Here is a 13,282-nt window from a genome sequence, read left to right as displayed (position 1 = left end):
GCCGTCTGCGGCGTTACTTGCCGCCCGCTGGCGCGGAAGAAGCGGTCGTGGCGTTCAGCGCCTTGATCACCTTGTCCGTGATGTCGTGCTTCGGATTGATGTAGATCGCTTCCTGCAGGATCGCGTCGTACTTCTCGGCCTCGGCCACCTGCTTGACCACGCGGTTGGCGCGCTCGTAGACCTGCTGCAGCTCTTCGTTCTTGCGTGCGTTGAGGTCTTCCTGGAATTCGCGGCGGCGGCGCTGGAAGTCGCGGTCTTGATCGACGAGCGCGCGCTGGCGCGACGTGCGCTGGCTTTCGGACAGCGTGGGCGCCTCGCGCTCGAACCGTTCGGAAGCGCTCTTCAGTGCCTCGCCCAATGCTGCGAGATCCTTTTCGCGCTTGAGGAACTCGGCCTCGAGCTTGGCTTGCGCATTCTTCGACGGCTGGGCCTCGCGCAGCACGCGGTCCGGGTTCACGAAGCCGATGCGAAAGGTCTCCTGCGCCTGGGCAGGCGCGGCAACCAGCGCAAAAGCGGGGATCAACAACGCGCCAGCGGCGGCGCGAATCAAATGCTTCATTTAGAAAGACGTTCCGATCTGGAATTGCAAGCGCTGGATTCTATCCTTCGGGATCACAACGAAGCCGGTGGCCGGATCCAGCACTTCCTTCTGGGATTTGACGGGGAAGGCGTAGGCGAGGCGCAGCGGGCCCAGCGGCGAGATCCAGCTGATGCCCAGACCCACCGAGGCGCGCAGCTTCTTCTGCGCCTTGTACTGCTCTTCAGACAGGCCGGGAGCGCGCGACCCGAAAACGTTGCCGACGTCGAAGAAGCCGTACAGGCGCAGCGTGCGGTCATTGCCGGCGCCGGGGAACGGGGTGCTGAGTTCGGCATTGAACACGGCCTTCTTGGTGCCGCCGAGCGCGGCGCCTTCGGTCTGGAAGACCAGCGGCACGTCGCGCGGACCGAGCGAGTTCTGCTCGAAGCCGCGCACCGAGCCCAGGCCGCCGGCATAGAAGTTCTTGAAGATCGGGTAGACCGCGCCGCCCAACGGCTTGGCATAGCCGAGGTCGGCGTTGATCGCGAAGGTGTACTGCTTGTTGATTGCGAAGAACTGCTGGTACTGGTAGTTCGTCTTGAAGTACTTCATGTCGCCCGCCACCCCGAGCTCGAGGTTGGCGCGCTGCAGACGTCCGGTGGTCGGGACCAATGCACTGTCGCGGCTGTCACGGCCCCAGCCGATGGTCAGCGGCACACCCCAGACACTCTTCTGGTCGCAGTTGGTCACGAAGAAGCCGGTGGCATCCTTGGAACACTGAAAGTAGCGCAGGTACGACGAAGGGGTGAACAGGCCCGAGAACGAGGTCGTCGAGTTCGGGTCGAAGGCATAGCGCTCGAGGCCGATGCCGAAGAAGACCGTGTCGACCTCGCTGAACGGCACGCCGAAGCGGATGGAGCCGCCCTGGTTCACGAGCTTGTAGTCGCCGTCGATGGTCGTCGAGTACGGACGCGTCGTGGTGTGATAGAGGCTGACCGTGCGCGAGATGCCGTCCTTCGTGAAGTACGGGTCCGTGGTGGTCACCGACAGGGTGCGGTTGTACTTGCTGGTATTGACCTGCACGCCCAGGAAGTTGCCCGAGCCGAACACGTTCTCCTGCGAGATGCCGAAGGTCAGCGCGACCTTTTCTGCGCTCGAGTAGCCGGCGCCCAGCTGCAGGCTGCCGGTGGGCTTTTCGGCCACGTTGATCGTCAGGTCGACCTGGTCGGGCGTGCCGGGGATTTCCTGCGTCTCGACGTTGACTTCGGTGAAGAAGCCGAGGCGGTCCACGCGGTCGCGCGACAGCTTGATCTTGTCGCCGTCGTACCAAGAGGCCTCGAACTGGCGGAACTCGCGGCGGATGACCTCGTCGCGGGTCTTGGTGTTGCCGCCGACGATCACGCGCCGCACATAGACGCGCCGCGACGGCTCGGACTGCAGCGTGAGCGTCACCCGGTTGTTGACGCGGTCGATCTCGGGGCGCGCCTGCACCCGTGCGAACGCATAGCCGAAGGTGCCGAAATAGTCGGTGAACGCCTTGGTGGTCTCGGTGACCTCCTCGCCGTTGTAGGGCTCGCCCGGCCTGATCGTGACGAGTGACTTGAATTCTTCGTCGCGGCCGAGGTAGTTGCCGTCGAGCTTGACCCCCGCCACGACGAACTTCTCGCCTTCGGTGACGTTGACCGTGACCGTCAGGTCCTGGCGATCGGGCGAGATCGCGACCTGCGTCGAATCGATGCGGAACTCGAGGTAGCCGCGCGTGATGTAGTAGGAGCGCAGCGTTTCGAGGTCGGCGTTGAGCTTGGTGCGCGAATAGTGGTTCGACTTGGTGTACCAGCTCATGAAGCCGCCGCTGTCCTGGTCGAACAGGCTCAGCAGCGTCGATTCGCTGAATGCCTTGTTGCCGATGACACGCACTTCGCGGATGCGCGCCGAATCGCCTTCGGTGACGGTGAAGGTCAGGTTGACGCGGTTGCGCTCGATCGGCGTGACGGTGGTCACGACCTGCGCGTTGTAGAGGCTGCGGCTCACGTACTGGCGCTTGAGCTCCTGCTCGGCGCGGTCGGCCAGCGCCTTGTCGTACGGGCGTCCGTCGGCCAGGCCGACTTCGCGCAGCGCCTTCTGGAGCGCGGCCTTGTCGAACTCCTTGGTGCCGACGAAGTCGACGTCGGCGATCGTGGGCCGCTCCTCGACGATCACCACCAGCACATTGCCGTTGACGTCGATGCGCACGTCCTTGAACAATCCCAGGTCGAACAGCGCGCGGATCGCGGCCGATCCACGTTCGTCGCTGTAGGTATCGCCCACGCGCAGCGGCAGGGATGCGAAGATCGTGCCGGGCTCGACGCGCTGCAGGCCTTCGACACGGATGTCGCGCACCGTGAAGGGCTCGACGGCCCAGGCTGCCGTGGCCGCCAGGGCGCTGGCCACCACCGCGGCGACGCTACGCAGGCGAAAGCGACTGAAGTTTTTGTTCATCTGAGAATTGGGCCGGCGCGCAAAGGGCCGGCAGAAAGTTAACCAAAGAGCCGCGTGACGTCGTTGAAGAGTGCGACCGACATCATGACCAGCAGCAAAGCGACACCGCCGCGCTGAAGCCGTTCCATCCAGGCGTCGGAGACACCCTTGCCGGTCAGGCCCTCCCAAAGATAATACATCAGGTGTCCTCCATCGAGGACCGGCAGCGGCATGAGATTGAGCACGCCCAGGCTCACGCTGATCAGGGCCAGGAACACGAGGTACTGCGTGAGTCCGAGGCTTGCGGACTTGCCGGCATAGTCGGCAATCGTGAGCGGCCCGCTGAGATTCTTGAGCGACGCCTCGCCGATCACCATCTTGCCCATCATGCGCACCGTGAGGGCCGACACCTCCCAGGTGCGGACGATGCCGCGCCAGAAGCCCTCGACCGGACCCTGCCGCACCATGATCATCTCGGGCGGGGCACCCACATAGGCACCGATCCGTCCCACCTTCGTGCCGCCTTCGTCGCGCACTTCGGGTGCCACTTCGAGCCGGAGCGCCTGTCCGGCGCGGATCAACTGCCAGGTCTGTGCACGCGGCTGGTCGCCGTCGATCGAACTGCGGATCACCTCGCGCAACTGCTGGCCGTCGACGATGGGCGTGTCCCCGACGACACGCACCACGTCGCCGCTGCGCAGGCCGGCGCGCTCGGCAGCACTGTCTTCCATGACCTGCCCGATCTCGGGAACGGTCAGGGGCGCCAGCAGGCCGATCTTGCGGAACATCTGCGGATCGGCGTCCTTGGCCTCCAATTGGCTCAGGGGCAGCACGATTTCGCGCGCGGGCCGGCCGGCTTCGCCCGCGATCTCGAGCGTGAGGTCGCGGCTGTCGAGCGCGCCGCGCGTCATGCGCCAGCGCAGGTCCTCGAAAGAGTCCACCGGCTCCAGTTCGCCTTCGAAGCCGGCGCGCGTGACATGCTCGCCGCCACGCAGCCCCGCCGCCTCGGCGAGCGAAGCGGCCACGGGGGGCGCGAGCCTGGCGACCGGCTCGTCCACGCCGATCCAGTTGACGGCCGTGTAGAGCACCACCGCGAGCAGCAGGTTGGCGATCGGCCCGGCGGCCACGATAGCCGCGCGGGAGCGCAGCGGCTGCGTGTTGAAGGCGCGATGGCGCTCTTCGGGCGGCACCGGGCCTTCGCGCTCGTCGAGCATCTTGACGTAGCCGCCCAACGGGAAGGCGCCGATGACGAATTCGGTTTCCTGCCCCGGGTGTTGGCGCTTCGGCCGCCAGCGGAAAAGGGTCTTGCCGAAGCCGACCGAGAAGCGCTGCACCTTCACGCCGCAGGCCACGGCGACGCGGTAGTGGCCGTATTCGTGCACGGCAATCAAGAGGCCGAGCGCAACCACAAAAGCAATGACAGTGAGCATCCTGATCCTTGTCGGTCGGCAGGGGCGCGATCAGGCGGCGAAGCGAAGCGCCGCCGCATTGGCCGCCGCCCGGGCGCTGGCATCGAGCGCCAGCAGGTCGGTCAGCGATCCGGGCTTGGAGGGGATGACGGCCTCCAAAGTTTCCATGTTCACCGCATGAATCCGGTCGAACCGCAGGCGCCGGTCGAGAAAGGCCTCGACGGCGACCTCGTTGGCGGCATTGAGCACCGCCGTGGTTCCGGGCGCGGCGCGCAGCGCATGCCAGGCGAGGCCCAGTCCTGGAAACAGCGCCGCGTCGGGCGCGTCGAAGCTCAGCGCGGCCATCTGCCGGAAGTCGAGGCGCCCTGCCCCGCTCTCGATGCGTTCGGGCCAGGCCAGGCCGACCGCGATCGGCACCCGCATGTCGGGGGTTCCAAGCTGGGCAATGACGGATGCGTCGGTGAACTGCACCATCGAATGGACCACGCTCTGCGGATGGATGACCACCTCGATCTGCTCGGGTTCGACGCCGAACAAGTGACGCGCCTCGATGACCTCGAGCGCCTTGTTCATCATGGTGGCCGAATCGACCGAGATCTTGCGGCCCATGACCCAGTTCGGATGCGCGCACGCCTGCTCCGGCGTGACCGAGCCCAGCGTCGCGGGCGCGCGGGTGCGGAAAGGGCCGCCCGAGGCCGTGAGAATGATCTTGTCGATCCGCCGCGCCCAGGTCGATGGATCTTCAGGCAGCGACTGGAAGATCGCCGAATGCTCGCTGTCGATCGGCAGCAGCGTGGCGCCGCCTTCGCGCACGGTGCGCATGAACAGCTCGCCCCCGACCACCAGCGCTTCCTTGTTGGCCAGCAGCAGCCGCTTGCCGGCTCGCGCCGCAGCGAGGCACGGCCCCAGCCCGGCGGCACCGACGATCGCAGCCATCACGGCATCGACTTCTTCGTGGGACGCGATCTCCTCGATCGCGCGCGCGCCGCTCAGCACCTGCGTCGGCAGGCCGTTCTGGTCGATCTTTTCGGCCAGCAGCGCGGCATGCGGCGCACTCGCCATGACGGCGAAGCGAGGCAAAAAGCGTGCGCACTGCGCCAGCATCTCGTCGACCTTGGTCGAGGCGGAGAGCGCGAAGACCTCGAAACGGTCTGGATGGCGTGCAATCACGTCGAGCGTGCTGACACCGACCGAGCCGGTCGAGCCGAGCACCGTGACCCGTTGTTTGGACATGTTCACAAGGAAGCCAGCATCATGGCAATGGGAAGCGCCGGCAAGAGGGCATCCACGCGGTCGAGCACGCCGCCGTGCCCTGGCAGCAGGCTGCTGCTGTCCTTGGCACCGGCGCTGCGCTTGATGAGCGATTCGACGAGGTCGCCGACGACGCTCATCGCCGCGAGAAAGACCACGCCAAGAAGCAGCAGCCACCAGCCGCGCTCGTGCAGCCGGGAGTACAGGCTGGCCACCGTCGCGCCCACGGCGCGGTCGGCCCAGACCCAGGCGAAGGCCAGCACGGCCACACCGACCATGCCGCCCCAGACGCCCTCCCAGCTCTTGCCGGGGCTGATCGCCGGCGCGAGCTTGCTGCGCGTGAACTTTAGGCCGAACGCCCGGCCGGCGAAGTAGGCAAAAACGTCCGCCACCCAGACCAGCACGAAGATCGACAGCAGGAAATTGATGCCGACCATGCGCGCCTGCACAGCCGCCAGCCAGGCCACCCAGAGTGCGAGCAATCCGCCGACCAGACGCAGGCCGCGCGGAATGCGCGGCCAACCCGGCACCGCGACGCGCAGCAAGGCGGCGCCGCCCAGCACCCAGGCCGCACTGGCCACCAGCCAGATCGGCAGCAGGGAACGTTCGAGCAGGCCGAGCCACCACGACAGCGCGCACAGCGCCACGACTTCCAGGCCGAGGAACACCGACAGCCGCTGGCCGTGGCCGTTCAAGCGGCCCCATTCCCAGCCGGCCGCGCCGATCAGCACCAGCATCACGCCGGCAAAGGGGATGTGCGACGGATAGAAGAGCGCCGGCAGCAGGATCGCCAACAGGACGACCGCCGTGATGATGCGTTGTTTGAGCATTCGGCTGAAAGGTGGAGGCCGGCCGCAGCCTCAGGCCAGTTGGCGATCTTGCGGGGACTGGCTGCCGGCCGTGACCTGCGCCGAAGTCTTGCCGAAGCGGCGCTCGCGCACCTGGTACGCAGCAATGCCTGCATCGAGCTCGGCCTCGTCGAATTCAGGCCAGAGCTTGCTGCTGAAGAACAACTCGGCGTAGGCGCTCTGCCACAGCAAAAAGTTCGACAGCCGCTGCTCGCCGCCGGTGCGGATCAGCAGATCCGGGTCGGGCACGTGCGCGAGGGCCATGGCACGGTCGAGGTTGGCCTCGGTGAGCGCCTCGCCCTGCTCGGCCAGGCGCGCAGCGGCGCGGGCAATGTCCCAGCGGCCGCCATAGTTGAAGCAGATGTTGAGGATCAGCTTGGCGTTCTGCGCGGTGTTGGCCTCCGCGTCGACCAGGCCCTGCACCATCTTCTTCGAGAGACCCGCGCGTTCGCCGACGAAATGCAGGCGCACGCCATCGCGCCCGAGCTTGGGCACCTCGCGCGCGAGCGCACCGACCATGATTTCCATCAGCCCCGAGACCTCCTCGGGCGGCCGGTTCCAGTTCTCCGACGAGAACGCGAACACAGTGAGAATGCCCACGCCGCGGTCGACGCACGCCCTCACGCAGCGGCGCAGCGATTCAACGCCCTGCTTGTGGCCTGCCACGCGGGGCAGAAATCGCCGCGTGGCCCACCGACCGTTGCCATCCATGACGATGGCAATATGGTGAGGAATCTGCAGCGAGGGGGAAGCCATGCGCAGCCTCAAACGGCCATGATCTCCGCTTCCTTGGCCGCGATCAGGCGGTCGATTTCCGCGATGTGGCGGTCGGTGACCTTCTGGATCTCGGCTTCGGCGCGCTTCTGCTCGTCCTCGGAGGCGAGCTTTTCCTTCACCAGCTTCTTGACCGACTCGTTCGCGTCGCGGCGCAGGTTGCGCGTCGCGACCTTGGCGCTCTCGCCTTCGTTGCGGACCAGTTTGGTCATCTCGCGGCGGCGCTCCTCGCTCATTGCGGGCAGCGGCACACGGATCAGGTCACCCATCGAGGCGGGGTTCAGCCCCAGGTCGCTTTCGCGGATGGCCTTCTCGATCTTGGCGCCCATGCCCTTTTCCCAGGGCTGGACGCTGATCGTGCGCGAATCGAGCACCGAGACGTTGGCCACCTGGCTCAGGGGCACCTGGGAACCGTAGTACTCGACCTGGATCGAGTCGAGCAGCGCCGAATTCGCGCGGCCGGTGCGGATCTTCGTGAGGTTGTTCTGGAACGCTGCGAGCGACTGATTCATCTTGGCGTCGGTCGCACTGCGGATTTCAGCAATGGTCGGGGTGGTCATCTCAATTTACTCCTCAGGCATGCACCAGCGTGCCCTCGTCCTCGCCCATGACGACACGCTTGAGCGCGCCGTTCTTGAAGATCGAGAACACCTTGATTGGCAGTTTCTGGTCGCGGCACAGCGCAAAGGCCGTGGCGTCCATGATGCCCAGATTTTGCGCGATCGCCTGGTCGAAAGTCAGCGTCGAATAGCGCGTCGCGTCCGGGTGGGTCTTGGGGTCGGCGCTGTAGACGCCGTCGACCTTGGTCGCCTTGAGCACCAGTTCGGCACCGATCTCGGCGCCGCGCAGCGCAGCGGCCGTGTCGGTGGTGAAGAACGGATTGCCCGTGCCGGCGGCAAAGATCACGACCTTGCCCTCTTCGAGGTACTGCAGCGCCTTGGGCCGGACATACGGCTCGACCACCTGCTCGATGGCGATGGCCGACATCACGCGCGCCACCAGGCCCTGCTTGTTCATGGCATCGGCCAGCGCCAGCGAGTTCATCACCGTGGCCAGCATGCCCATGTAATCGGCCGTGGCGCGGTCCATGCCCACGGAGCCTCCCGCGACGCCGCGGAAGATGTTGCCGCCGCCGATCACGACCGCGACCTCGACGCCCATGTTCACGACCTCGGCCACCTCCTCGACCATGCGCACGATGGTGGCACGGTTAATACCAAAGGCATCATCTCCCATCAATGCCTCTCCCGACAGCTTCAACAAGATTCGCTTGTGGGCTGGGCGGGCATCGGACATGGGCATTTTCCTTGGGTTGATTTGGCGGGACGAGTGTAGAACGAGGCGGTGAAAAAGCGACGGCGCACAGGCGCAGGCCGTCGCTTCGGGGCGTAACAGTTTTACGCGCCAGCTTTGGCGGCAGCGACCTGCGCAGCCACTTCGGCCGCGAAGTCGTCGACCTTCTTTTCGATGCCTTCGCCGACCACGTAGAGCGTGAAGCCCTTGATCGAGGTGTTGGCGGCCTTGAGCATCTGTTCGACGGTCTGCTTGTCGTTCTTCACGAAAGCCTGGTTATGCAGCGAGACTTCCTTGAGGTACTTCTGCACGCCGCCTTCGACGCGCTTCGCGACGATGTCGGCAGGCTGCGGCTTCTTGCCTTCGGCTTCGGCCGTCTTGCGGTCTTCCTCGGCCTTGCCTGCAGCCACTGCGCGCTCTTTCTCGATCAGCTCGGCGGGCACGTCTGCGGCCGAGATGGCGACCGGCTTCATGGCAGCGATGTGCATGGCCACGTCCTTGGCCGAGGCGTCGTCGCCTTCGAACTCGACCATCACGCCGATGCGCGTGCCGTGCAGGTACGAAGCCAGCTTGCCGTTGCCCGAGAAGTGCTTGAAGCGGCGGAAGCTCATGTTCTCGCCAATCTTGCCGATCAGGCCCTTGCGCACGTCTTCGAGCGTCGGGCCGAAGCCGTCCTGCTCATAGGGGAGCGCGCCGAGCGCCGCGAGATCTGCCGGATTGTTCTTCGCGACCAGCATCGCAGCGGCATTGGCCATGGCCAGGAAGCTGTCGTTCTTGGTGACGAAATCGGTCTCGCAGTTGATCTCGATCATGCCGCCCTTGTCGCCCTCGACGAATGCGGTGACCACGCCTTCGGCCGTGATGCGGCCCGACGCCTTGCCGGCCTTGTTGCCGAGCTTGATGCGCAGCAGTTCCTCGGCCTTTTCCATGTTGCCGTCGGCCTCCGTCAGGGCCTTCTTGCATTCCATCATGGGCGCATCGGTCTTTGCGCGAAGTTCGCCGACCATGCTTGCGGTGATTGCAGCCATTGTTCTATCTCCGTGTCCAAAAAATCAGATTAAAAAAAAGGGGCACCAAAGCCCCTTCTTCAGGCGCGCGAGGGCCTCGATCAGGCCGAGGCGCCCTCTTCGACTTCAACGAATTCGTCGCTGCCCTCGGCGATGGCCTTGACCACGTCGCCGGTAGCGCTGTTGCGGCCTTCGATGATCGCGTCGGCAATGCCGCGGGCGTAAAGCACCACGGCCTTGGACGAGTCGTCGTTGCCGGGAATCACGTAGTCGATGCCTTCGGGCGAGTGGTTCGAGTCGACCACGCCGATCAGCGGGATGCCGAGCTTCTTGGCTTCGGCCACGGCGATCTTGTGGAAGCCCACGTCGATCACGAAGATGGCGTCGGGCAGCGCGGTCATGTCCTGGATGCCGCCGATGTCCTTCTCGAGCTTCTCGATTTCACGCGAGAAGGTGAGCTGCTCTTTCTTGCTCAGACTGTCCAGACCGGCTTCCTGCTGGGCCTTCATGTCCTTCAGGCGCTTGATCGAGGTCTTGACCGTCTTGAAGTTGGTCAGCATGCCGCCGAGCCAGCGGGTGTCGACGAAGGGCACGCCGGCACGGCGGGCTTCGGCCGCCACGATCTCACGGGCCTGGCGCTTGGTGCCGACCATCAGGATAGTGCCGCGGTTGGCGGTGAGCTGCTTGGCGTACTTCATCGCGTCCTGGAACATCGGGAGCGACTTTTCCAGGTTGATGATGTGGATCTTGTTGCGATGGCCGAAGATGAACGGTGCCATCTTGGGGTTCCAGAAGCGGGTCTGGTGGCCGAAGTGGACACCGGCTTCCAGCATTTCGCGCATGGTGGTCGACATTGAAATTACTCCAAAGGTTGGGTCTAAAATCCAGCCCGCTTTGCTTCTCCAGCCCTCTTTGGGCGGAGCCGCAACACCTTGAATGGGCCGGTTTGCGAATGCGTCTGGCTGCTGTAGCGAAAGTCCGCCACGCGATCAGCGAAACCCAAAGAGTATAGCACGCGCCCCTTGCCGCCTTCCCCGCAACGCCGACCCACCCCCCTCCAGCCCCCATGAACGACCTTCACGCCACCCGCCTGGAACTCCTGGCCGGCGGCACCGATGCACGCACCGAATTGGAGCGTGCCATCGGCATCTCCGAATCGCCGGCCTGCCGCCACGTCTTCACCCGCACCATGTTCGACGAAGCCCGCCGGGAAATCGCCGGCGCAGCGCCGGCGAGCCGCCTTGCCGGCCTCGCCTTCACCGCAAAGGACCTGTTCGACGTCGAGGGACAGCCCACACCGGCCGGTTCGATGGTGCTTGCGCACGCGCCGGCGGCCCAGACCGACGCGGTCGCGGTGGCGCGCCTGCGGGCCGCCGGCGGGGTGCTCACGGGCCGCACCAACATGACGGAGTTTGCGTTCTCGGGGGTCGGGGTCAATCCTCACCACGGCACGCCCGCCAATGCGGCGGAAGCGGCCATGCCGCGCATTCCCGGCGGTTCATCTTCGGGCGCGGCGGTCTCGGTGGCCGCGGGCGCCGCCTTCATCGGCCTGGGCTCGGACACCGGCGGCTCGATCCGCATCCCCGCTGCACTCAATGGCATCGTGGGCTTCAAGAGCACCGCGCGCCTTGTTCCGGCCGATGGCGCGCTCCCGCTGTCGACCACCCTCGACACCGTCTGCGCCATGACGCGCTCTGTGCGTGACGCGATCCTCGCGCACGAAATCCTTTCGGCACGGCGCGTGACGCGCGGTGCCGCGCCCGTGGGTGCGTACCGGCTTGCGGTCGTGAAGAACGTGTTCTTCGACGACATCGAACCGTCGGTCGCCCGCGCCTTCGACCGTGCGTTGCACGTGTTGCGCGGCGCCGGCGCCCGCATCGAGGAAATCACGCTGCCCGAACTCGCCGACCTGCAGGGAATCAATGCCACCGGCGGTTTCTCGGCCGCCGAATCGTATGCCTGGCACCGCTTGCTGCTCGAGCGCAGCGGCGCCGGCTACGATCCGCGGGTCGCCCAGCGCATCCTCAGGGGCGCCGGCATGAAGGCGCACGAGTACATCGACCTGCTGAATGCGCGGCGGACCTGGATCGCGCGCGTCGAAGCGTCGCTTTCGGGCTTCGACGCCTTGCTGTCGCCCACGGTACCGATCACCGCGCCGAGCATCGCAAGCGTGGCGCCTGGCGCCGAGCGCGACGATGCGTTCTTCCGCGTCAATGCGCTGCTGCTGCGCAATCCGTCGATCGTCAACATGCTCGACGGATGCGCGATCTCGCTGCCCTGCCAGGCCGCGGGCGAACTGCCGGCCGGGCTGATGCTCTGGCATGCGGCGATGCACGACGACGCCGTGCTGGCGATTGCCCTTCAGGCGGAAAAGGCGCTGCAGGCACGGTAGGCTCGCCCAGTCGGGCCGACACCCGGCGCGCCATCTTTTCTTACTCCATCACTCAATGAAAATCGCGATCGTGGGCGCCGGCATCATCGGCGTCACCAGCGCCTGGGAACTGGCCTCGGACGGCCACGAAGTGGCCGTGTTCGAACGCCGCGGCGCCGCCGCCGAAGAAGGCAGCTTCGCGAATGCCGGCGTGGTCGCGCCAGGGTACGTCACACCCTGGGCTGCGCCGGGCATGCGCGCCAAGGTGCTGCGCTCGCTGCTTTCGTCGCATGGCGCCATCAAGCTGCGCTGGCCGCTCGGCACGCAAGACCTCGGCTGGATGTCGCGCTGGCAGAGGGCGTGCAAGCTCGAGACCTATCTCGCCAACCGCGCCCGCATGCAGCGCCTGGCGTTCTACAGCCGGACCCGGCTGCACGAGGTGACCGAGGCGCGCGAACTGAGCTACGAACGCAGCGACGGCTACCTGGTGCTGCTGCGCTCCAAGCGCGAGAAGAAACTCATCCAGCCAGGCCTCGAGGTGCTGCGCTCGGCCGGCAGCGTGTTTCGCGAAGTCGACGCCGACGAAGCCCGCCGCATCGAGCCCGCGCTCAACGCCGACACCGCGCTGGCCGGCGCCATCCACCTGCCCGACGACGAGGTGGCCAACTGCCGGCAGTTCGCGCTGCTGCTCAAGTGGGAGGCCGAGGCGCTCGGCGCCCAGTTCCACTTCAACTGCGACATCGCACCGTTGAGCCGCGCCGCGCCCACCGCCGTCGCACTCGCGAGCGGCTCGCCGCCGCTGCACTTCGATGCCGTGGTGGTCTGCGCCGGCCTCGCCTCGGCCACGCTGCTGCGCCCGCTCGGCCTGCGCATTCCGCTGGCGCCGGTGTACGGCCACTCCATCAGCGCGCCGATCCGCGAATCACTCAACGCGCCGCGCAGCGCGGTGATGGACGAACGCTACAAGGTCGCAATCTCGCGCCTCGGGCAGCGGGTGCGCGTGGCCGGCAGCGCCGAGATCGGCGGCTCGCTGAGCCGCATCAACCCCGCAGCGGTGCAGACGCTCTACAAGGTGCTGCACGACTGGTTCCCCGGCGCGGCCACACTGCAGTCGGGCGTGCAGCAATGGAAAGGCGCCCGCCCGATGCTGCCCGACGGTCCGCCGGTGCTCGGCGCGAGCGGCATCCCGGGCGTTTGGCTCAACCTGGGACACGGTTCGAGCGGCTGGGCACTTTCGTGCGGCAGCGCCCGCGTGGTGGCCGACCTGATCGGCGGGCGCGATGCCGGCGTCGATCTCGAAGGCCTCGGGATCGAGCGGCTGCATCTGCACGCCTGAACGACTGGACGCGCGGCGG

At 66.3% G+C, this 13,282-nt stretch carries 12 protein-coding genes; 2 read left to right on the top strand and 10 right to left on the bottom strand.

The annotated features are described in order from the left end of the window. Positions 1-13: 13 nt before the first annotated feature. The 10 genes from AC3A6G_RS09580 to rpsB all read right to left on the bottom strand — a co-directional run bounded on the left by AC3A6G_RS09580 (position 14) and on the right by rpsB (position 10,410). Positions 14-559, bottom strand: a complete 546-nt coding sequence (locus tag AC3A6G_RS09580; protein ID WP_487859311.1) for an OmpH/Skp family outer membrane protein — start codon at positions 557-559, stop codon at positions 14-16. Continuing rightward, positions 560-2,995, bottom strand: coding sequence for an outer membrane protein assembly factor BamA (gene bamA, locus AC3A6G_RS09575; protein WP_487859312.1), 2,436 nt, complete (start codon positions 2,993-2,995; stop codon positions 560-562). A 38-nt stretch (positions 2,996-3,033) separates the two neighbouring features. Then, a complete protein-coding gene (gene rseP, locus AC3A6G_RS09570; protein ID WP_487859313.1) occupies positions 3,034-4,404 on the bottom strand; it encodes an RIP metalloprotease RseP in 1,371 nt (456 codons plus the stop codon). Between the two features lie 30 nt (positions 4,405-4,434). Then, positions 4,435-5,616, bottom strand: a complete 1,182-nt coding sequence (gene ispC, locus AC3A6G_RS09565) for a 1-deoxy-D-xylulose-5-phosphate reductoisomerase (RefSeq protein ID WP_487859314.1) — start codon at positions 5,614-5,616, stop codon at positions 4,435-4,437. Between the two features lie 2 nt (positions 5,617-5,618). Next, positions 5,619-6,464, bottom strand: coding sequence for a phosphatidate cytidylyltransferase (locus AC3A6G_RS09560; RefSeq protein WP_487859315.1), 846 nt, complete (start codon positions 6,462-6,464; stop codon positions 5,619-5,621). Between the two features lie 30 nt (positions 6,465-6,494). Beyond that, a complete protein-coding gene (uppS, locus tag AC3A6G_RS09555) occupies positions 6,495-7,238 on the bottom strand; it encodes a polyprenyl diphosphate synthase (protein WP_487859316.1) in 744 nt (247 codons plus the stop codon). An 8-nt stretch (positions 7,239-7,246) separates the two neighbouring features. Continuing rightward, entirely contained in the window at positions 7,247-7,816 is a 570-nt protein-coding gene (gene frr / locus AC3A6G_RS09550; protein WP_487859317.1) for a ribosome recycling factor, read from the bottom strand. 13 nt (positions 7,817-7,829) lie between these two features. Next, the gene (gene pyrH, locus AC3A6G_RS09545) at positions 7,830-8,552 is read right to left on the bottom strand and encodes a UMP kinase (protein ID WP_487859318.1); all 723 of its coding nucleotides are present in this window, start codon (positions 8,550-8,552) and stop codon (positions 7,830-7,832) included. 101 nt (positions 8,553-8,653) lie between these two features. Further along, complete coding sequence (tsf, locus tag AC3A6G_RS09540) at positions 8,654-9,577, bottom strand: translation elongation factor Ts (RefSeq protein ID WP_487859319.1); 924 nt, start codon at positions 9,575-9,577, stop codon at positions 8,654-8,656. An 80-nt stretch (positions 9,578-9,657) separates the two neighbouring features. Then, a complete protein-coding gene (gene rpsB, locus AC3A6G_RS09535; protein ID WP_487859320.1) occupies positions 9,658-10,410 on the bottom strand; it encodes a 30S ribosomal protein S2 in 753 nt (250 codons plus the stop codon). A gap of 212 nt (positions 10,411-10,622) precedes the next feature. On the opposite strand from rpsB, the gene AC3A6G_RS09530 reads away from it, so the two are divergent. Together AC3A6G_RS09530 and AC3A6G_RS09525 are read left to right on the top strand one after the other, a co-directional pair. Beyond that, positions 10,623-11,948, top strand: coding sequence for an amidase (locus AC3A6G_RS09530; protein WP_487859321.1), 1,326 nt, complete (start codon positions 10,623-10,625; stop codon positions 11,946-11,948). 55 nt (positions 11,949-12,003) lie between these two features. Continuing rightward, entirely contained in the window at positions 12,004-13,263 is a 1,260-nt protein-coding gene (locus AC3A6G_RS09525) for a D-amino acid dehydrogenase (RefSeq protein WP_487859322.1), read from the top strand. Positions 13,264-13,282: the final 19 nt, after the last annotated feature.

The sequence above is a fragment of the Variovorax sp. Soil_C_26 genome (assembly GCF_057657075.1).
Note: the sequence above shows the minus strand (reverse complement) of the source record. Positions and strands in the feature narration are given on the sequence as shown.